Source organism: Erwinia sp. L03-1, assembly GCF_058686115.1.
Genome location: NZ_CM178762.1, coordinates 4,304,989 through 4,324,930, shown reverse-complemented (window position 1 = coordinate 4,324,930; position 19,942 = coordinate 4,304,989). Strand labels below are relative to the sequence as shown.

The 19,942-nt window shown below is 55.4% G+C and carries 16 protein-coding genes and 1 pseudogene; 13 read left to right on the top strand and 4 right to left on the bottom strand.

Going from position 1 to position 19,942, the window contains the following annotated elements:
• Together ubiA and AC4PCC_RS19825 are read left to right on the top strand one after the other, a co-directional pair.
• Positions 1 to 882, top strand: a complete 882-nt coding sequence (gene ubiA / locus AC4PCC_RS19830; RefSeq protein WP_492125659.1) for a 4-hydroxybenzoate octaprenyltransferase — start codon at positions 1 to 3, stop codon at positions 880 to 882.
• A 127-nt stretch (positions 883 to 1,009) separates the two neighbouring features.
• Positions 1,010 to 4,114: a hypothetical protein gene (locus AC4PCC_RS19825; protein WP_492125658.1), complete on the top strand. Its 3,105-nt coding sequence runs from the start codon at positions 1,010 to 1,012 to the stop codon at positions 4,112 to 4,114.
• 78 nt (positions 4,115 to 4,192) lie between these two features.
• On the opposite strand, the gene plsB is transcribed toward AC4PCC_RS19825, so the two are convergent.
• Entirely contained in the window at positions 4,193 to 6,616 is a 2,424-nt protein-coding gene (gene plsB, locus AC4PCC_RS19820; protein ID WP_492127578.1) for a glycerol-3-phosphate 1-O-acyltransferase PlsB, read from the bottom strand.
• A gap of 128 nt (positions 6,617 to 6,744) precedes the next feature.
• Between plsB and AC4PCC_RS19815 the strand changes: the two genes are divergently transcribed.
• The 4 genes and pseudogenes from AC4PCC_RS19815 (at position 6,745) to AC4PCC_RS19800 (ending at position 9,275) form a co-directional block, all read left to right on the top strand.
• Entirely contained in the window at positions 6,745 to 7,113 is a 369-nt protein-coding gene (locus tag AC4PCC_RS19815; protein WP_067704514.1) for a diacylglycerol kinase, read from the top strand.
• A gap of 107 nt (positions 7,114 to 7,220) precedes the next feature.
• Complete coding sequence (lexA, locus tag AC4PCC_RS19810; protein ID WP_067704511.1) at positions 7,221 to 7,829, top strand: transcriptional repressor LexA; 609 nt, start codon at positions 7,221 to 7,223, stop codon at positions 7,827 to 7,829.
• 137 nt (positions 7,830 to 7,966) lie between these two features.
• Positions 7,967 to 8,819: pseudogene (locus AC4PCC_RS19805) on the top strand (MATE family efflux transporter).
• Between the two features lie 246 nt (positions 8,820 to 9,065).
• Positions 9,066 to 9,275, top strand: coding sequence for a CsbD family protein (locus tag AC4PCC_RS19800; protein WP_067704503.1), 210 nt, complete (start codon positions 9,066 to 9,068; stop codon positions 9,273 to 9,275).
• Between the two features lie 271 nt (positions 9,276 to 9,546).
• Here the strand turns inward: AC4PCC_RS19800 and zur are convergent, their stop codons facing one another.
• Complete coding sequence (gene zur, locus AC4PCC_RS19795; RefSeq protein WP_492125657.1) at positions 9,547 to 10,065, bottom strand: zinc uptake transcriptional repressor Zur; 519 nt, start codon at positions 10,063 to 10,065, stop codon at positions 9,547 to 9,549.
• Positions 10,066 to 10,542: 477 nt separating this feature from the next.
• Here zur and AC4PCC_RS19790 point away from each other — a divergent pair, with 477 nt between their 5' ends.
• The 3 genes from AC4PCC_RS19790 (at position 10,543) to pspG (ending at position 13,331) form a co-directional block, all read left to right on the top strand.
• Complete coding sequence (locus AC4PCC_RS19790; RefSeq protein ID WP_492125656.1) at positions 10,543 to 11,787, top strand: conjugal transfer protein TraF; 1,245 nt, start codon at positions 10,543 to 10,545, stop codon at positions 11,785 to 11,787.
• Positions 11,788 to 11,971: 184 nt separating this feature from the next.
• Entirely contained in the window at positions 11,972 to 12,964 is a 993-nt protein-coding gene (gene dusA / locus AC4PCC_RS19785) for a tRNA dihydrouridine(20/20a) synthase DusA (RefSeq protein ID WP_067704693.1), read from the top strand.
• Between the two features lie 145 nt (positions 12,965 to 13,109).
• Positions 13,110 to 13,331, top strand: coding sequence for an envelope stress response protein PspG (gene pspG / locus AC4PCC_RS19780; RefSeq protein WP_197473303.1), 222 nt, complete (start codon positions 13,110 to 13,112; stop codon positions 13,329 to 13,331).
• A 263-nt stretch (positions 13,332 to 13,594) separates the two neighbouring features.
• Here the strand turns inward: pspG and AC4PCC_RS19775 are convergent, their stop codons facing one another.
• Positions 13,595 to 14,575, bottom strand: coding sequence for a quinone oxidoreductase (locus tag AC4PCC_RS19775; RefSeq protein WP_492125655.1), 981 nt, complete (start codon positions 14,573 to 14,575; stop codon positions 13,595 to 13,597).
• Between the two features lie 99 nt (positions 14,576 to 14,674).
• On the opposite strand from AC4PCC_RS19775, the gene dnaB reads away from it, so the two are divergent.
• From dnaB to AC4PCC_RS19755, 4 genes are all read left to right on the top strand, one after another.
• On the top strand, positions 14,675 to 16,090 hold the full coding sequence (gene dnaB / locus AC4PCC_RS19770; protein WP_067704489.1) for a replicative DNA helicase: 1,416 nt from the start codon (positions 14,675 to 14,677) through the stop codon (positions 16,088 to 16,090).
• A gap of 584 nt (positions 16,091 to 16,674) precedes the next feature.
• On the top strand, positions 16,675 to 17,868 hold the full coding sequence (locus AC4PCC_RS19765; RefSeq protein WP_492125654.1) for an amino acid aminotransferase: 1,194 nt from the start codon (positions 16,675 to 16,677) through the stop codon (positions 17,866 to 17,868).
• Between the two features lie 28 nt (positions 17,869 to 17,896).
• Positions 17,897 to 18,313: a secondary thiamine-phosphate synthase enzyme YjbQ gene (locus AC4PCC_RS19760; RefSeq protein ID WP_345831531.1), complete on the top strand. Its 417-nt coding sequence runs from the start codon at positions 17,897 to 17,899 to the stop codon at positions 18,311 to 18,313.
• Positions 18,314 to 18,319: 6 nt separating this feature from the next.
• Complete coding sequence (locus AC4PCC_RS19755) at positions 18,320 to 18,652, top strand: MmcQ/YjbR family DNA-binding protein (RefSeq protein WP_416249355.1); 333 nt, start codon at positions 18,320 to 18,322, stop codon at positions 18,650 to 18,652.
• A gap of 76 nt (positions 18,653 to 18,728) precedes the next feature.
• Here the strand turns inward: AC4PCC_RS19755 and AC4PCC_RS19750 are convergent, their stop codons facing one another.
• The gene (locus tag AC4PCC_RS19750) at positions 18,729 to 19,781 is read right to left on the bottom strand and encodes an NAD(P)-dependent alcohol dehydrogenase (RefSeq protein ID WP_492125653.1); all 1,053 of its coding nucleotides are present in this window, start codon (positions 19,779 to 19,781) and stop codon (positions 18,729 to 18,731) included.
• Between the last annotated feature and the right edge of the window lie 161 nt (positions 19,782 to 19,942).

Genomic DNA, 19,942 nt, shown 5'->3' with positions numbered 1-19,942 from the left:
ATGGAGAGAACGTTCCCCGCGGGTAAACTCCAGGCCTACAGCCGACTGATGCGTATTGATAAGCCCATCGGGTCGCTGCTGTTGCTGTGGCCAACGCTGTGGGCGCTGTGGCTGGCGGGCATGAGCCTGCCCCCGCTAAAGGTGCTGCTGGTCTTTGTGCTGGGCGTATTTTTTATGCGTGCGGCGGGCTGCGTGGTGAACGATTTTGCCGATCGCAAAATTGACGGCCACGTTAAGCGTACCGAGGGGCGACCGCTCCCCAGCGGCGCGGTCACCTCAAAGGAGGCGAAACTGCTGTTTACCGGACTGGTATTGGTGTCGTTTTGCCTGGTGCTGACGATGAATACCATGACCATCTGGCTCTCACTGGGCGGCCTGGCACTGGCCTGGGTCTATCCGTTTATGAAGCGCTACACGCATCTGCCGCAGGTGGTGCTGGGCGCTGCATTTGGCTGGGCCATTCCCATGGGCTGGGCTGCGGTGAGCGAAACGGTGCCGCCAGCCTGCTGGCTGGTGTTTCTGGCGAACGTTTGCTGGACGGTGGCCTACGATACGCAGTATGCGATGGTTGATCGCGACGACGATCTGAAAATCGGCGTGAAGTCTACGGCAATCCTGTTTGGTCGCTTTGACCGGCTGATTATCGGGCTGCTACAGCTGGCGACGCTGGTGCTGATGGTCATTACCGGCTGGATGCTGCAGTTGGGTAGCCTGTTTTACCTCTCTGTTCTGCTGGCGGGCGCGCTGTTTATCTACCAGCAAAAGCTGATTGTCGACCGGGAGAGAAAGGCATGCTTTCAGGCCTTTCTGAATAATAACTACGTGGGCCTGCTGCTGTTTGCTGGCATCGTACTCAGCACTGCGCCGCTGGCGGGCGGCTAACAGCAAGAGCCAGGGAAAGCGTGGGCGGCTAACAAAAAAGGGTTGGGAGAGGGCGGGCAGATCATTTTAGGGAACCCGCGCTGATTAAAAACCACACAGTTTCTTTTATAAGAAAAGGTGTGAAGCAATGAAATCACTTTCGGCTGGCGCAAACCCTTCACCAGCCCTGCAACCTCTGTCGCCTGGCGCAAACTCTGCGCCAGCCCTACAGCCTGCGCAGCTGGCTCCCACGGAGCGCGACCGTATTCGCGCCCGCTTACGCACCGGCGAGGCGCATCAGGGTGGGCGCCCCATCGCCCGCCGTCAGAGCCTGGACAATGGCTCTCCCCCTTTGCACCTCCAGCAGCAGATTGCCGATATTGAGAAGCAGATAAACGCGGCGCGTGCGAAAGACGACCTGGACGGCGTTCCGGGTGCGCTCAGTCTGGATTTATATAAGCATCTGGTGACGCAGCACCGCTATGAGAAAGCCGCCACGGCCGATCTGTTCGGGTCGCAACCCTGGAAACGTATGCGCTGTGCGCAGTTGCAGAGCACGCCAGGCGGTGAGGTGGCCGCCGCCCAGTACGGTCTGGGGTTTGCTCACGACGATAACGGTGACAAACCGCCTTTTAGTAAGCTGGACATAGCACATGAGATGAACGGGTACTATCAGCGCATGGCTCCCTCCGGGGATACGATCCTCCTCTGTGAGCATCTCTATAAGCGGCGATATCCCCAGGCCCGGCAGCAGGATCAGCACTTCGTAAACAGCGAGTTTATGGCGGATAAAATCCTGAAGGCATTTCACGCGCGGGGACACAATCAGGGTCCGATAAAAGCGGAACAGGTTGCGCCCGGTATTGTTGCGATTAGCTGTGCCAGCGATAAGGACTGGCAGGGGATAGATTTTTTAATCGATAAATTTGGTGCACGTCCGTCAGCGTACCAGGTCGCACGCCATGCCGCGGTGCCACAGGGTAACCCCAGTCCACAGATAAGCGATCCCCGGGTGCAAAATCTTCAGATGATCAGGGCGCTGGGCTCATCCGATCCACAAGGTACCCTCGCGCAGCTCCGCCAGGTTCCCGATATCCTTAGCACGGCGACCCTGGCGCACGCCGATGCCGATATGATTCTCACATTGCTGCATACGCTGACGGTTCCGCAGCTGGCACAGAGGCATCAGCACAACCCGCTGGTGGCGCAGGGATTACAGGGAATATGGCATATCGCTGATTCCATGCCCGCGCTGGCAACGGACAGTACCCGTTTTGGTAATGCGCATCGCGCACTGATGGAAGAGCTGCAGGTTGTTTTAAGCGCGGTACGTCCTTATGCTCCGGGGGCGTTTAAATCCTTTGCATCACACCGCATCCGCGAATCGCTCTCGCAGCAGCAGGCAGCAAAATTAGCGCCGCCTGAAGCCTTTTTGCTCTCTTCCGGCATGCAGGCGCTCACGGAAGGCATCGACACCGCAACGATGGCGACAGGTGGCCGTCTGGCACCCCTGATGAATGGCAGCAAAAGTTCGCAGTTTTACTATGAAGCTCAGGAGTATGCCGACAGCTTCGATACGCCACCCGATTCAGATCCCCACGACGCCGCATTTTATACTTCCCTGAGCGACAGCTTTGTCCCTCACAGCAGTCAACCCGAGCACAGCTGGGCACTGAATGACATTATTGAGGGTATCGGGCAGCAGATTGAGGCGCGTAAAAACAAAAATGCGCCGCTGAACGTTGTCATCGACACCACGATTGAAAAAGGGGGTGAGATGAAAGCGCTAATGGACAAGTTTGCTCCCGCGCTAGCCGACAACCAGCTCCGTTTGCTGCTTTGTAAGAGCCATCAAAAGTTTGCCAATCTGGGGGCATCAAAAGTGCTGGGAGGAAGCATAATCCTGATGGGCGCGAAGACCCCGGAAAATGAAAGTGCGCAGGCGAAGTTCAGACGCTACGAAGCGAGCCAGAACTGGTTTGGCAATGATGAAAGCCAGCTGCTGACGCATCTCACCGGCGCAGCCATAAAATCTGAACCCGAGATGTTAAAAACCGCCATTGATAATGCCAATTTTGTCGTTAAGCACTGCTTTAACGGAGAAAATGGTCATACCCGCTTCGCCGGACACCGCCCCGATAAACCCTTCGCGATGTTTGATAGTTTTACTCACCAGCCCAATGAGCGTTTACCTAAATTCCTGATACGCGGTGATAGCGACGAAACGCTGACCATTAATCCGGTTGATATGGTTGATGGTAATCTGATCCGCGCCAGGGGCTCTTTTGGTTTTACCGAAAGCAATATGGGGGGAATTGGCACGCTGCCTGGCTATGACGGCAAGATGATGCGTTTATCCTTTGGTCAGGAGAACAAGCCCGAGCTGATCGAGCGGTTCTGGATGCTGAGCAGAGAGATGCAGCTCGACAGGCCGCCCTTCACCGCGCAGGCCGCGCGGGATCTGGCCAATAAGCTGGTGAACGATGCCCTGACGCCGGAGCAGCAGCAGAAGCTTTTACATAAGCCTCTGAGCGAGAGGCTACGCCAGGTGGGGAAAAACGAAGCCACGGCGTTAAGCGACAGCCAGCGAAATACCGCCGGGGTGAGTGAGCTGCGGGCAAACGCCGCCGTTTCTCATGGGTATACGCTCAATAAAGTCGCGTCGATTGTCGGCTACCTCAACTTCCTGCTGAGCAGCCAGGAGGTGATGAAAGAGATGGCCGACTCGGACGATCGTCAGGCGCTGCACGATTTGATCCTTGGGCTGACGGAATCAGGTATGCCTGGCGTGTCCCGTACGGGGCAGGAACAGGCGGTGATGCTGCAATGTCAGCTAAGCCTGGAGGATATGTGGAATAGCGAGCCGGAGATGCGGCGCTTTGGCGCGAACAATTTGGTTGCTACCCTCGAGAAAAGTCATCTCAGCCGCAGCGTGGGCATCGTTGATGAGTCGCTGCCGAATCAGGCCTGGCAGGAGCTGTCGCAGGCGCATAAAGACAGGCTGATGAATGCCATCTTCAGCAGGCTGGATGCTAACAGCCAGCTGGAGTTTTTGCACAGCAACAAAGACCGGGTGGCGTGCAACGCGTTTACTGAGGCGTGCGCGATGCAGCTGGCCGGCAGGCTGCGAAATACGCCCCCTCAGGAAACGGCCCGGCACTGGCAGGGTACCATCGCGCAGGCGATGATAGATCGCGGGATTATTGAGCCAGAACCAGAGCCTGCTCAGGGCGATGATCCCTCATCGCCCTGATTATCACTTATGCACCAGGCTACTCATGCTGACTGGGCAGCGTTACGTCGTAAGCCTGATTATCACTCACGCGACAGGCTACTCGTGTACCGCCGCGCTCTCGATGGTCATTCTCACTTCCTGCGTAATCAGCTCGGCCAGTAGATGATAGACCCGCTGCGTCTGCTCTACATGGGCATCGCCGGTGTCGCTGATATAGCCTTCGTCACGTAACGTCAGCACCAGCGTGGAGAAGACCGCCTTATCAAAAAACTCCGGCGCGTTAATGCCGTGCAGCACAGACAGGCGCTGAGCCATGGTCCGGCTCTCTTTCTCCAGCGTACCCCGGTTGATTGACGGGTTGGCGCTGAGGATGGAGAAGGTGATGGCGTAGCGCTGTAGCGTTTCGCGAACGCCCGCCGCCAGCAGCTGCAGGGTGCGGAAACGAGCCGGGCTGAGGCGCAGACTCTCTTCATCAGCGGTGAGCAGGCCCTGGCGGGCCATTTCGCTGACCAGTCCATTAAGCACCGTCGGCAGATCTTCCCTGTTCCAGTGCAGGAACAGCTCGCTTTTAAGCATCGGATAGATGACGCTTATCTGGCGCAGCAGTTCGGCTCGGGTAAGCTCGCGATGCTGCATGACCAGGACGGCGATAAGCGACGGCATGACCAGCATATGGTGAATATTGTTGCGGTAATAGGTCATCAGCACCGCCTGCTCGCGCGGCAGGATGATGATCTCGCCAATATTATCCTGCTCGATTTCAAACTTGTTCATGCCCAGCGCATGATCAAGCAGCGCCTCCGGGGTCATATCCGGCACCGTGGCATCGGGTGAGTAGGGCACGTTGCGCAGTAGCTGTACGTAGCACTCGAGCTGTGCAATCAGCTGTTCGCGCGTCATCGAGCGCTGGCGCGAGGCCAGCAGGGCGGTGACGCAGAGGTTCATGGCGTTAGCCGCCCCGGCGTTGTTTATACGCATCATCACCTGCGAGGCGATGTCGTTAACTGCGGAGGTGAGCCAGGCGGGACGCTGCGCTTCGATAGGATCGATGGCGTCGCGCCATTCCGGGACGCGCTGATTCAGATAAGTGACCAGCGGCAGCGGCTCGCCAAAGTTGACGTAGCCCTGACCCAGGTTGCGCAGCTTGCGTAACCCGCGCACCATCTGTAAAAAGCCCTCTTTCTCTTTGGTCGCGCCACGCAGTTCCTTCGCATAGGTGCCCACCTCCATAACGTGTTCATAGCCGATATAGATCGGCACCAGCGTGATTGGACGGTTGCCGCCGCGCAGCATGGCCTGAATGGTCATCGACAGCGTGCCGGTTTTCGGATCAAGCAGGCGACCGGTGCGCGAACGTCCGCCCTCAACAAAATACTCGACCGAGTAGCCGCGGGTGAACAGCTCGCCCAGATACTCGCGGAATACCGTGGAGTAGAGTTTGTTGCCTTTAAAGGTACGGCGGATAAAGAACGCGCCAAGGCGGCGGAATATCGGCCCGGCAGGCCAGAAGTTCAGATTGATCCCGGCAGCAATGTGCGGCGGCACCAGCCCCTGATGATAGAGCACGTAGGAGAGCAGCAGATAATCCATATGGCTGCGATGGCAGGGAACATAGACTATCTCGTGTCCATCCTGCGCCAGCTGGCGTACGCGCTCGCCGCCGTTAACGTTAATACCCTGATAAAGCTTGCTCCACGTCCAGCCCATAATGCGGTCGGTCAGGCGTATGGCTTCATAAGAGAAGTCGGCGGCAATCTCCTCCATCAGCTCAACGGCATTCTGCTGAGCCTTTTCAAAGGGGATTTTTTTGCTGCGCGCTTCGTCCTCTACTGCTTTAGCAATCGCCCTGGACTGCAGGAGCCTGTTGAACAGGTCCTGGCGAACGGGCAGGCGCGGTCCAACGGCGGCCAGGCGCTGGCGGGCAAAATGCATGCGCGCCACGCGAGCCAGCTTCTGAGCAATGGTTTTATCGGTGCCGTGCTCCGTTGCCATGCGCCGCAGGGAGAGCATCGGCGAAAAGCGCACGAAGCTGTCACGGCCCAGCCACAGTACGGCGAAGAACTTTTGAATGCCGTTAAGCACGCGAAGATGGGGCTGACTCTCGCCCTGAACCTCACGGCCAGGGGCGCGGCCAAACATCACCGATACCGGGACCATCTGCACGTCCAGCAGCGGGTTGCTGCGGTGCAGATCCAGATATTCGTGAAACAGCTTTACCGATTCAATATTCGGCACAAAATAGGGGAATACGCGCGGACCGTCATGAATAAAGACATGGCGGGGCAGCACTGTCCCATCGATTTCCAGCGGATCTAAGGGATCGGGGAGATCCTGTTTGCGACACTGTTCACGTAGCGCGAGCAGATCGGCCTTTGAATCGTAAGGCAGCACATACATAATAGGGCGCGACGTATCAAGCCCCAGTTCAGCGACCGGCTCGGCGGGGATCGCCTTACTCTTTAGCAAGAATTTAACCGGTAAATTCAATAGGTTATAATATAAATTACGCCAACCTGACATAGACAACATGAAGCCTCTTGTTAGCAAAGCGCGGCAAGCATACCAGAAAGCGCCAGTGAGATCTGTGGTGTTGCAAAATGTGCGCCACCCAGACATTGACGTTAAACAGTTCAAAGGGTTCCCTCATTATGACAAATAACGTCACCGGATTGACCAGAATTATCAAGGCCGCAGGTTATTCGTGGCAGGGACTGCGTGCGGCATGGCAAAACGAGGCGGCTTTTCGTCAGGAAGCCATTGTGGCGCTTGTCGCCATCGTGCTGGCCTGCTGGCTGGACGTGACGCCGATAACCCGGGTGCTGCTGATCGGTTCGGTGGTGCTGGTGGTCGTGGTTGAACTGCTTAACAGCGCCATAGAAGCGATAGTGGACCGCATCGGCAGTGAGCGGCACCCGCTGGCAGGCCGCGCAAAGGATATGGGTTCAGCGGCAGTGCTGCTGACTATTCTCATGGCGATGACCACCTGGCTGATGTTGTTAGTGCCACATATGCGATAGACGTTCCAGAATCAGACAAACTGCTGTTTTTTGTCCATCTTTAGGTTTTCATTGCGCAAATACCTGTATATACTCACAGTCGACTGTATAAACAACCAGGGGGCGGGATGAAAGCACTAACGGTAAGACAGCAACAGGTTTATGACCTGATACGCGCCCATATTAACCAGACCGGCATGCCGCCAACGCGGGCAGAAATTGCCGCACAGCTTGGCTTCCGCTCCCCAAATGCGGCGGAAGAACATCTCAAGGCACTGGCACGTAAAGGCGTAATTGAGATTGTGTCCGGTGCCTCGCGCGGCATTCGACTGATGATGGAAGACGAAGAAGGCCTGCCGCTGATTGGCCGCGTCGCCGCCGGTGAGCCGCTGCTGGCCCAGGAACATATCGAAGGCCACTACAAGGTTGACCCAGGTTTGTTTAAACCCAGCGCCGACTTCCTGCTGCGCGTGAGTGGCATGTCGATGAAAGATATTGGCATTATGGATGGCGATCTTCTGGCGGTGCACAAAACCCAGGAAGTGCGTAACGGCCAGGTTGTGGTTGCACGTATTGATGATGAAGTTACCGTCAAACGGCTGAAAAAGCAGGGCAACACGGTCCATCTTCTGCCTGAAAACAGCGATTTCGAGCCGATCGTCGTCGATCTTCGCCAGCAGACCCTGTCGATTGAAGGTCTTGCCGTGGGTGTGATCCGTAACGGTAACTGGGTTTGATAACCGTTTTATCCGTTCTAACTGACTGTTAACTGACGCGCCGCTTCGCCAGCGCGTCAGTTTATCGTTGGCTACCACTCAGCAGACGATGTGTATGACAGTGACTTGCGCAGACACCCGTCGCGCAGTGGGTACCGATGCGATTTCTAAACGCTGCTGACAAAAGCCTCTGGCGGCTTGCGCTGCCGATGATCCTCTCAAATATTACCGTGCCGCTGCTGGGGCTGGTCGATACCGCTGTCATTGGCCACCTCGATAAGCCTGTCTATCTTGCGGGCGTTGCGATCGGCACCACCATCACCAGCTTCCTGTTTATGCTGCTGCTTTTTCTGCGCATGAGCACCACCGGACTGACCGCTCAGGCTTTCGGTGCCGGGTGACAAAGCTGCGCTTGCACGCGCGCTTATGCAGCCTCTCTGCATTGCGCTGGCGGGCGGACTGGCTTTTATCGCCCTGCAATCCCCTCTTACGCATCTGGCGCTGACGCTGGTCGGCGGCGATCCTGACGTGCAGTACCAGGCATCACTGTTTATGCATATCCGCTGGCTCAGCGCGCCTGCCACGCTGGCGAATCTTGTGCTGCTGATATGGCACGCGGCATGCCGTCAGGCGGGATGGGTCGCGCTGTTTTTCTCACTGCTCTATGCCTTTGCCGGGCCTTATATTGTCGCACTGCTTACCTCGATCCCTGCTTTACAGCAGCAGGCGGATCGCTACCTGATTTGGCAGGTCCTTCTGCCGGTATGCGGCGTCTGGTGTTACCTGCTGGATGGCATGTTTATCGGTGCAACCCGCGCCGCAGAGATGCGTAACAGCATGGCACTGGCGGCGCTGGGTTATGGCCTGACCCTGATTACCGTTCCGGTGCTGGGGAATCACGGTCTGTGGCTGGCGGTCACGGTTTTTCTGCTGTTAAGAGGGCTAACGCAGGGCGCGATATGGCGGCGGCACCAGCGCAACGGAACGTGGTTTTTGCCTTCGGGTCAGTGAAATGTATCTTGCATCGCCTGGTTAATCATTGATAAAAAACAGTTTTTTATCCACCCGGGCAGGAATAGTCTTAATCTGCCGCTTATTATCGTGTCGTTCCGTGCAATCCCCTCATCTTCTACTACAATTATCGTTAGGTTAAGCAGTTCAGCAGCGTTTTATATTGCTGCCAGGCGTTATGCTTAGACGATTGTACTAAATCTCTTACACCTAAAGCTCTTTACACTCAAAGTCAGGAGACACAAGATGAATAAAGATGAAGCCGGCGGTAACTGGAAACAGTTGAAGGGTAAAGTGAAAGAAAAATGGGGCAAGCTGACCGATGACGACATGACGGTCGTAGAAGGTAAACGCGATCAGCTGGTCGGTAAAATTCAGGAGCGCTATGGCTACGCAAAAGACCAGGCTGAGAAAGAAGTCAGCGACTGGGAAAGCCACAATAATCACCGCTTCTGATAAGTAAGTTCTTTTCTCTGACAGCATTAAAGCGTTTCAGGAAGATACTCCTACCCAGGCACATGGACCGTGCCGCTTAAACTCCGCATCCCCTTTTCAACCTTTACCCACACCACACCTGAGCGGCAATCATCCAAACCCTGTCCCAGGCAGTTATCATACGATCCAGGCTGAGTGGTTATCCTGTACACACCAACCTGAGCAACGATCTGCGATCTTTACCTCTTTATTGTCCTGAATGTATCTCCTGGGGGCGTTTCTCGCATTCCGGTTAGCGTCCGCGCTTTTTACCGGCATTTTGGGTGTGATCGTGGTGGCAATTGTCCTGATGGGTACAGGCCTCAACCTCGCTACAGTCCCGACATAATCCATGCGTTTCGATGATGCTATGGGACAGGGTAAAGCCTGAGTTAAGGGCCAGCGTATTCAGGATATTTTCAACCCCTTCCGCGTGCTTCTCGGCGACAGACCCGCAGCGATCGCAGATCAGCATGGCAGAGGTGTGGGAAGGTTGCTCAAAATGATGGCAGACAACGTAGCTGTTGGTAGACTCAACGCGATGAACAAATCCCTGTTCCAGCAGAAAATCCAGCGCGCGATAGACGGTAGGGGGCTTAGCCTGGGGTTCCGTGGTGCGCAGCAGATCAAGCAAATCGTAGGCGCTAATGGCCCCGTGGTGTCCGCTCATCAGCCGCAGCACTTCCAGACGCTGAGGCGTCAGTCTTACATTACGCTGCTGACAAAGTGATTCCGCTTGTGACAGGATTTTTTCAGCACTGCTAGTGGTCATTTTTCTTCCCCCTCACGCCAGATCGAATTGTTATGTTATCACGCCCGCCACAAAACGCCGAATCCCCTCGCGCACCTCTTTTGTGAATTAACCGTCAGGGGTAAGCTGCTGAAAAAATTCCAGAAATGATTGGTATTTGACTAAAGGGGCTATCATTAAGCTCTCTTAATCTGTCAGAGCATTTAGAGATATGACGTAAAAGGTCTATAAAACATCTTTTATGTAATTTGCAGCCACAAACGTTACTGACTACCTTGAGATAAGGAATAGCGGCATTTTAAGCGTAAAGGATTGAGATACCGGGCTAAACGATTAGTGTGATAACAGATAAATAAATCGGCAATGAGCTGATAAGCCCACGCATTGTTATTTACTTCACGGCAATGAATAGCTGCCTCTGTGTCCATTATGCAGGCAGTCGCACTCTTCTCGCTTACGTTAAGCGCTTTTTCCTTTTCTGGATGGGTCTACGGTAAAATGATTAAATTGATCGGTAAGTTGAACAGGCTGTCCCGGCCTGCGGTTTTCCCCGTCTTGTTCCTTGCTCCTCTGAGCGCTCTTGCTGCCGGTAATTATTATGATGCGCGTAACGATGCAATGGGGGGAACGGGCGTCGCCTCTTCCACCTACGGCACGGCGGTGCTGGCTAACCCGGCGCTGATGACAAAAGCTCAGCCCGATGATGACGTCAGTATCATTCTGCCCGCGGCAGGGTTACAGGTAACGGACAAAAATAAGCTGATTGATAAAGTCGATGACCTGACCGACAGCGTCGATCGCTACAAGGATATTGCCAGCAGTGGCGCCTTCAACTTTGCCGACTACCCGAAAATCCAGGCTGCCGCGGGCGATCTTGCCAGCCAGCTGCGTCACATAAAGGGCAATGAAGCCTCCGGCACCGCAGGCGCCGCCTTTGCCGTCACCATCCCGAATGAACAGCTGCCGTTTGCCTTTGTGACCAAAGCCTACGGCACGGCCCACATTACTGCTGCCGTCAGCCAGAGCGATATTGATTACCTGCAGGGCGTGGCCGATGGCACGATTTTTCCGCTGCCGGGCGACCAGAGTAAACTGACATCAGCAGGACTGGGGCGCGGGGCCATTGTCTATGACTACGGCATCGCCGTTGCTCATGAATTCAGTATCGCCGGGCATCCGGTGTCGTTCGGCGTGACGCCGAAGTTGCAGAGAACCTACCTGTATAACTACAGCGCCTCGGTTTATAACTACAACAAGTCCGACTTTACTAAAGGGCGCTATAAAAACTCTGATACCGGCTTTAACATTGATGCCGGTGCCGCGACCGATCTGGGCGAAAACTGGACGCTGGGCCTGAACGCGCAGAACCTGATTTCGCGCGATCTGGAGACGAAAGAGGTTAACGGCTATAAGGATACCTATCAGATCCGCCCCATCGTGACGCCGGGGATCTCTTACCATATCGATCGTCTGACCACCGCTCTGGATGTTGACGCCACGCCCACGAAGCGATTTAAATCGCAGGATGAGAGCCAGTATGCGGGTGTCGGTGCCGAGTACCGTCTGCTGAGCTGGTTGCAGCTGCGTGCCGGCTACCGTGCCGATATGAAATCCAACGATACAAACGTGGTCACCGCCGGTTTTGGCATCTCTCCCTATAACCGCGTCCATCTGGATCTGGCGGGTATGAAAGGCGACGACCATACCTGGGGTGCCGTTGCTCAGCTAAACTTCACTTTCTAACGGTGGCGGCAGGGCGCACGTGCTGTGCGTTCCTGCCAACACGTTATGCATCCCGCCACGCCTGCCCCCCATCACTTCCTGAGGCGACACACTCAACGCGCGGTGTTAATGATTGCGGCATCAAGCCGTGATACCATTGCACACATTATCATCGTTTATTAAATATACCGAGTTTGCGCGCTTTATGACCCAGAACCTACCTGCACACCGCTTTTCTGTCGCGCCGATGCTCGACTGGACCGATCGCCACTGCCGCTATTTCCACCGCCAGCTGACGCGTCAGGCACTGCTCTACACCGAGATGGTTACCACCGGCGCCATTATTCACGGCAAGGGGGACTATCTTGCCTGGAGTCAGGAGGAGCAGCCCGTTGCCCTTCAGCTGGGAGGCAGCGATCCCGCTGCGCTGGCCGAGTGCGCCAGTCAGGCCGAAGCGCGTGGCTATAACGAAGTGAACCTGAACGTCGGCTGTCCCTCCGATCGCGTACAAAATGGCCGCTTCGGTGCCTGTCTGATGGGGGAAGCCGGGCTGGTTGCCGAGGGCATTAAAGCCATGCGCGATCGCGTTTCAATCCCGGTGACGGTAAAAACGCGCATCGGTATCGACGAACTGGACAGCTACGAATTCCTCTGCGATTTCATTCGCCAGGTTTCAGAGCAGGGCGGCTGCGAGATGTTTATTATCCATGCGCGTAAAGCCTGGCTCTCCGGCCTGAGTCCGAAAGAGAACCGCGAAATCCCACCGCTGGACTACCAGCGTGTCTATCAGCTAAAGCGTGATTTTCCGCATCTGACCATGGCCATTAACGGTGGCGTGAAAACGCTGGAAGAAGCGAAAGCCCATTTGCAGCATCTGGATGGCGTGATGATGGGCCGTGAAGCTTATCAGAACCCCGGCCTGCTGGCTCAGGTTGACCGCGAGCTGTTTGGCGCTGAAGGCCCAGCCGTTGATCCGGTGGCTGTTGTGCGTTCAATGTATCCCTATATTGAGCGTGAGCTGGCGAATGGCACCTGGCTGGGTCATATCACCCGCCATATGCTGGGCCTTTTTCAGGGCATTCCCGGCGCGCGGCAGTGGCGTCGTCACCTCAGTGAAAATGCGCACAAGGCGGGAGCCAATATTGAAACGGTTGAGCAGGCGCTGTGCCTGGTTGCAGATAAAATCCCAACGGCGTGAATTGTTCACCACTAAATAATCAAATTGACTAACCCCGCCTGCGGGGTTTTTAACCTGACTGAATAATTTCAACAGGTTAGCGTTTTCCCTCTTCTGGCATGATTCTTGTAATACCCCTGTAGCGATTGTTAACAGGAGCCATCTGATGGAAATTTTATTTGTGCTGGGCTTTTTCTTTATGCTGCTGCTCACCGGTATCTCGGTGCTCGGTATCCTTGCTGCGCTGGTCGTGGCGACCGGGGTAATGTTTTTTGGCGGGATGCTGGCGGTTGTCATAAAAATGCTGCCGTGGCTGGCTCTGGCGGTGGTCGTGGTATGGATTTATCGGGCGAATAAAAAATCAACGCCAAAAGTGAGCCGATGGTAGTGAGCCAGTGGTAAAGAGGCGTGAGACACCGCCCTGGCACATTTAGCCCGCAATGTGGCACGGGTCACATTCCTGGACTTTGACCGGCTACTTTGGCATTCAGCCATTCTTTTTTCTTATGATTTCTGCAACCATAGGCGACTGAATTGAAATATATTCATTCGCCGCTGTACCCTACATTCAGCGCGAACTAAAAAAAGAAAAAAGGGCTTCCCACGGGAAGCCCTGCTCACATCTGGCGCGTGGGTAAGCGTGGAGCCAGCCTACGGGATCAGCAGGCTTGAGCCCTGGGTTCCACGGCTCTCCAACGTTTTATGCGCCCGTTGCGCATCCTTCAGCGCAAACTTCTGCTGCTCGGGAACGTCAACCTTTATCGCGCCGCTGCCAATCATCGAAAACAGCTCATTGCTGGCCCAGGTCAGCGCTTCACGCGTGGTCACGTAGCCATTCAGCGAGGGACGCGTGACGTAAAGCGAGCCTTTCTGGTTGAGTATGCCGAGGTTAACGCCGCTCACCGGCCCTGACGAGTTGCCAAAGCTGACCATCAGGCCGCGTCGTTGCAGACAGTCCAGCGAGGACTCCCAGGTATCCTTACCAACGGAATCGTAAACCACCCGCACTTTTTTGCCGTTGGTCAGCTCGCTCACGCGTTTGGCGACATCTTCCTCACGATAATTAATGGTTGCCCAGGCTCCCGCTTTTTTGGCTCGCTCCGCTTTTTCTGCTGACCCTACCGTGCCAATCAGGTGCGCGCCGAGCGCTTTTGCCCACTGGCAGGCTATCAGGCCGACGCCGCCAGCGGCAGCCTGGAACAGGAAAATCTCATCAGGCTGGATAACATAGGTCTGACGCAGCAGATAATGTACGGTCAGTCCTTTCAGAAAGGAGGCCGCGGCCAGCTCGAAGGAGATGCTGTCCGGCAGGATCGCCAGCTTGTCGGCCTGTACGGCGTGAAATTCGCTGTAGGCACCCAGCGCTGACTGGGCGTAGACCACGCGATCGCCCGGTTTTACCGCCCTGATCCCCGCGCCAATGCTTTTGACGACGCCCGCCGCTTCCGTTCCCAGACCGCTGGGCAATGAAGCGGGATAAAGCCCGCTGCGTACGTAGGTGTCGATGTAGTTGATCCCGATGGCTTTGTTTTCCACCACCACTTCACCCGCCTGCGGTTCAGGCACATCGACCTCTACCCACTGCATCACTTCCGGCCCACCGTGCTGGCTGATTTGTATACGTTTTGCCATGGTCACTCCTGCTGATCCAGCGTCATTGAAAGAGGACGACGAGTCACCAAACGGGTATACTTGCGCGTCCCCCACTCAGATTTTTGGTATTGCATCACTATGGCAGGAAATAAACCCACCAACAAATCCGTTGAGAACCGTGAGCCACGGGATCGTCAAATGGAAGGGCTCAAGTTACCGCCTCATTCTCTGGAGGCAGAGCAATCCGTGTTGGGCGGGCTGATGCTGGACAACGAGCGCTGGGACAATGTGTCAGAGCGCGTGGTGGCGAAAGATTTCTTCAGCCGCCCGCATCGAATGATCTTCAGCGAAATGCAGCGCCTGTTAGAGCTGGGTAAGCCGATTGACCTGATAACCCTGTCCGAATCATTGGAAACCAAGGGTGAACTGAGCATGGTTGGCGGTTTCGCCTACCTTGCGGAGCTGTCGAAGAATACCCCCAGCGCGGCAAACATTGGCGCCTATGCGGATATCGTCCGCGAACGTGCGGTCGTCAGAGAGATGATCGCCGTTGCCAATGAAATTGCCGACGCGGGTTACGATCCCCAGGGGCGAACCAGTGAAGATCTGCTCGATCTGGCTGAATCCCGCGTTTTCCAAATCGCCGAAAATCGCGCCAATAAGGATGAGGGGCCGAAAAGCGTCGATCAGATCCTTGAGGCGACCATCGCCAGGATCGAATCGCTGTACCAGACCCCGCACGATGGCGTGACCGGTGTGGATACGGGTTACCAGGATCTCAATAAAAAGACCGCCGGTTTGCAGCGTTCAGACCTGATCATCGTTGCCGCGCGTCCGTCGATGGGTAAAACCACGTTCGCCATGAACCTCTGCGAAAATGCTGCGATGTTGCAGGAGAAGCCGGTACTGATTTTTAGTCTTGAAATGCCCGGCGAGCAGCTAATGATGCGTATGCTGGCCTCCCTTTCCCGCGTCGATCAGACCCGCATTCGTACCGGCCAGCTCGATGATGAAGATTGGGCGAGGATCTCCAGCACTATGGGTATTTTGCTGGAGAAGAAGAATATGTTTATTGACGACTCCTCAGGGCTGACCCCAACGGAAGTGCGTTCGCGCGCGCGCCGCGTTTTCCGTGAACATGGCGGCCTGAGCATGATTATGATCGACTATCTTCAGCTGATGCGCGTGCCGGCGCTGTCCGATAACCGTACGCTGGAGATCGCCGAAATCTCCCGCTCGCTGAAGGCGCTGGCGAAAGAGCTACAGGTGCCGGTGGTGGCGCTGTCGCAGCTGAACCGCTCGCTGGAGCAGCGCGCCGATAAGCGTCCGGTCAACTCGGATCTGCGTGAGTCTGGCTCCATCGAGCAGGATGCCGATCTGATTATGTTTATCTACCGTGATGAGGTATATCACGAGAACAGCGATCAGAAAGGAATTGCGGAGATTATTCTTGGTAAGCAGCGTAATGGTCCGATTGGCTCAGTACGACTCACCTTCAATGGCCAGTGGTCGCGGTTCGATAACTACGCCGGACCCCAGTACGACGACGACTGATCCTCATTCTGCATCCCTGCATTTTTCGTCGGCCATCAGAAAATAGTGTTGGACAGGGCGGCGAAGAATGCGGTTACCTGACCAGGCGGTGTACTGGAACAGCCTGCGGATTGAATCTGACTCATATTGATGACTACGATCTTAAATTACTGACCTGACGTGAAGTCAACGGACGTCTGACTCATCAGGAGCTGAGCGAACGGGTTGGGCATTATGATCTCTTCCTCCCTCCAGCCTCACGGGTAAACCCGACACTATCACCACGATTCTCTGTTGCGTGAAGCCTTGCCTGGTGACAGGTTTCTTCGACGGGGGACGGGGGCTGTCCGCGTTTTACATCCGCTTTTCATCCATTTTCCCACGCTGAATCCCTTTTCTGCCACACTGTGCAGTAACCTGATAAGGAAAATTAGGTTTATAGTGTAGTTTCGCTATATGGCCGGGCTGGGGATGATTCTTACGCTGAACCAGGCGATTAATCCCTAATCGGTTGAACCCAGCCCTGCCATAGCAGAACGTCGAGATTTGAGGGGCTTCCCGTTGGAGCACCTGAACTGCCCAATCATTAAATGGAGATCTGCACCGTGTTTCAAAACGTTGATGCCTATGCCGGCGATCCAATTCTCTCCCTGATGGAGACATTTAAGCAGGATCCGCGACCCCACAAGGTTAACCTGAGCATCGGGCTGTACTATGACGCACAGGGTGCGGTTCCACAGCTGAATGCGGTTGCCGAGGCTGAGGCCCGTCTGACCACTCAGGCATCTGGCGCCTCTCAGTATCTGCCTATGGATGGCCTGCCTGCGTACCGAAGCGCTGTTGCACCGCTGCTGTTTGGTCAGGATCACCCGGCGCTGACAGCGGGGCGTATTGCCACTATCCAGACCGTTGGCGGCTCAGGCGCACTCAAAATTGGTGCCGATTTTCTGAAGGCCTATTTTCCACAGTCGCAGGTGTGGGTCAGCGATCCTACCTGGGAAAACCACGTGGCGATCTTCTCCGGTGCCGGTTTTGAGGTCAATACCTATCCGTGGTATGACGACACCACCAACGGCGTGAAGTTTGACGAGCTGGTTGCTACACTGAAAACCCTGCCGCCGAAAAGTATTGTGTTGCTGCACCCGTGCTGTCATAACCCCACCGGTGCCGATCTGACTAACGATCAGTGGGACGTGGTGACCGGCGTACTGAAAGGACGCGACCTGATCCCCTTCCTGGATATTGCCTACCAGGGGTTTGGGGCCGGAATGGAGGACGATGCCTACGCCATTCGCGCCATTGCCTCCGCCGGACTGCCCGCGCTGGTCAGCAACTCTTTCTCCAAAATATTCTCGCTGTATGGTGAGCGTGTGGGCGCCCTCTCCGTGGTCTGTAACGATGCGGAAGAGGCCTCGCGCGTGCTGGGCCAGCTGAAAGCGACCGTCAGGCGCAACTACTCCAGCCCGCCTAACTTCGGCGCGCAGGTGGTGTCATGCGTACTGAATGATGCACAGCTTAAGGCGAGCTGGCTGAAAGAGGTAGAAGCCATGCGCCTGCGGATTCTGGCTATGCGCCAGACGCTAGTCGACGTGCTCTCCACCGCCGTGCCCGGTAAAAACTTCGACTACCTTGTGAAACAGCGCGGCATGTTTAGCTACACTGGCCTGAGCGCTGCACAGGTTGACCGGCTGCGTAATGAGTTCGGCATCTATCTGCTTACCAGCGGACGTATGTGTGTCGCAGGCCTGAACGATAAAAACGTTCATCTGGTGGCTAAAGCTTTTGCCGCTGTGATGTAATGCCTATCTTTCCGGAAGGAGCCGTATGATGTGGTATCAGCAAACGCTAACGTTAAGCGCAAAACCGCGCGGATTTCACCTGGTCACTGATGAAGTGCTGGGTGAGCTGCGTCGCCTGAAAGACGTACAGGTAGGGATGCTGCATTTGTTGCTACAACATACCTCGGCATCCCTGACGCTGAATGAAAACTGTGACCCTACGGTAAGAAGCGATATGGAGCAGCATTTCCTGCGCGCGGTGCCGGATAACGCCCCCTACCAGCATGACTATGAGGGAGCAGACGATATGCCAGCGCATATTAAATCATCGCTGCTGGGGGTATCGCTGACGCTGCCCGTTGCCCGGGGGCAGCTGGTCCTCGGAACCTGGCAGGGGATCTGGCTGGGGGAACACCGAATACAGGGTGGTGCCCGGCGCATCGTTGCCACGCTGCAAGGAGAATAAGAGAGTATGACTGTTTCGGATCTTCTTACTTACTGTATGGATAAGCCGGGCGCGGAACAGAGCGTGCACAGCGGCTGGAAAGCGACGCAAATTAAACTCGATGATGTGTTGTTCGCTTTGGTGCATGAAGTTGAGGGACGTCCAGCGGTTGCGCTGAAGTCCACACCCGCGCTGGCTGAGCTGTTGCGGGACTCACACAGCGACGTACGGCCCAGTGAACATTTGAACAAGTCGCACTGGAGTACGGTGCTGCTGGACGGAACGCTGAAGGATTCGCAGATCTACTACCTGGTGGATGCCTCATGGCAGCAGGCGCTAAACAGTAAAACGGCGCACTAAGCAGTTTAAATCAGCGGCAGACAGAATTGAAAACGGGGCGAATCGCTTCGCCCCGTTTCAGGTTCCGCGCGGCCTGTTAGCTGCGCAGTGAATCAATGTCGATCACAAAACGATATTTCACATCGCTTTTCAGCATACGTTCGTAGGCTTCGTTGATCTCATCAATTTTAATCATCTCAATATCGGAAGTGATATTGTGCTTACCACAGAAATCCAGCATTTCCTGGGTTTCTTTAATGCCGCCAATCAGTGAACCAGCCACGCTACGACGTTTGAACACCAGGTTAACCACCTGAGGTGCCGGGTGGTCATGCTCCGGTACGCCAACCAGCGTCATGGTACCGTCACGGCGCAGCAGGTTAATAAACGGGTTCAGATCGTGCTGAGCCGCTACGGTGTTCAGGATAAAGTCAAAGCTGTTGGCCTGTGCTGCCATCTGCTCGGGATCTTTAGAGATAACCACTTCATCCGCGCCCAGGCGCTTACCGTCTTCAATTTTGGAAGGGGAGGTGGTGAACAGTACGACGTGTGCGCCCATCGCATGGGCAATTTTCACACCCATATGGCCTAAACCACCCAGACCGACAATCCCGACCTTTTTGCCCGGGCCCACGCCCCAGTGGTTAAGCGGGGAGAAGGTGGTGATACCGGCGCACAGCAGCGGTGCGGCGGCAGCCGGATCAAGGTTTTCCGGGATGCGCAGCACGAAGTCTTCGGTTACCACAACCTGCGTAGAGTAGCCGCCGTAGGTGATGTCGCCGGTAACGCGATCTTTACCGTTATAGGTACCGGTAAAGCCGTTTTCGCAAAACTGCTCCAAATCTTCTTTACAGCTGTCGCAGGTGCGACAGGAGTCGACCAGACAGCCTACGCCGACCAAATCGCCCACTTTATATTTTTTCGCGTGGCCGCCGACGGCGGTGACACGACCAACAATTTCATGGCCTGGGACGACGGGAAAAACGGTGTTTTTCCACTCGTTACGGGCCTGGTGGAGGTCTGAATGGCAAACGCCACAGAATAAAACTTCGATCTGTACATCGTGATCGCGCAGCTCGCGCGGCTGATACTCAAAGGGAGCCAGTTTGGATTTAGCGTCCTGTGCTGCCCAGGCTTGCGTAATATTCATGGTATCTCCAGCTAATGAAAAGTGTCGTGAACGTAACGCAGAAATCTGAACGTTAAGGATAGTCAGTGCAGGTGAAAGCGGGTATGTCTGAACCTGTTTAAATCTTGCCTGATCCTGCAAGATTATGGGGAAGTGGGTGAAGAATGGGGCGGAAAATACCG

Excerpts from the sequence above, each read along its gene's own strand:
- zur (WP_492125657.1), bottom strand. The coding sequence starts at position 10,065 with ATGACCACTAGCAGTGCTGAAAAAATCCTGTCACAAGCGGAATCACTT.
- AC4PCC_RS19815 (WP_067704514.1), top strand. The coding sequence starts at position 6,745 with ATGACAAATAACGTCACCGGATTGACCAGAATTATCAAGGCCGCAGGT.
- AC4PCC_RS19790 (WP_492125656.1), top strand. The coding sequence starts at position 10,543 with ATGATTAAATTGATCGGTAAGTTGAACAGGCTGTCCCGGCCTGCGGTT.
- ubiA (WP_492125659.1), top strand. The coding sequence starts at position 1 with ATGGAGAGAACGTTCCCCGCGGGTAAACTCCAGGCCTACAGCCGACTG.
- plsB (WP_492127578.1), bottom strand. The coding sequence starts at position 6,616 with ATGTCAGGTTGGCGTAATTTATATTATAACCTATTGAATTTACCGGTT.
- dusA (WP_067704693.1), top strand. The coding sequence starts at position 11,972 with ATGACCCAGAACCTACCTGCACACCGCTTTTCTGTCGCGCCGATGCTC.
- AC4PCC_RS19825 (WP_492125658.1), top strand. The coding sequence starts at position 1,010 with ATGAAATCACTTTCGGCTGGCGCAAACCCTTCACCAGCCCTGCAACCT.
- AC4PCC_RS19800 (WP_067704503.1), top strand. The coding sequence starts at position 9,066 with ATGAATAAAGATGAAGCCGGCGGTAACTGGAAACAGTTGAAGGGTAAA.
- dnaB (WP_067704489.1), top strand. The coding sequence starts at position 14,675 with ATGGCAGGAAATAAACCCACCAACAAATCCGTTGAGAACCGTGAGCCA.
- AC4PCC_RS19760 (WP_345831531.1), top strand. The coding sequence starts at position 17,897 with ATGTGGTATCAGCAAACGCTAACGTTAAGCGCAAAACCGCGCGGATTT.
- AC4PCC_RS19775 (WP_492125655.1), bottom strand. The coding sequence starts at position 14,575 with ATGGCAAAACGTATACAAATCAGCCAGCACGGTGGGCCGGAAGTGATG.
- lexA (WP_067704511.1), top strand. The coding sequence starts at position 7,221 with ATGAAAGCACTAACGGTAAGACAGCAACAGGTTTATGACCTGATACGC.
- pspG (WP_197473303.1), top strand. The coding sequence starts at position 13,110 with ATGGAAATTTTATTTGTGCTGGGCTTTTTCTTTATGCTGCTGCTCACC.
- AC4PCC_RS19755 (WP_416249355.1), top strand. The coding sequence starts at position 18,320 with ATGACTGTTTCGGATCTTCTTACTTACTGTATGGATAAGCCGGGCGCG.
- AC4PCC_RS19750 (WP_492125653.1), bottom strand. The coding sequence starts at position 19,781 with ATGAATATTACGCAAGCCTGGGCAGCACAGGACGCTAAATCCAAACTG.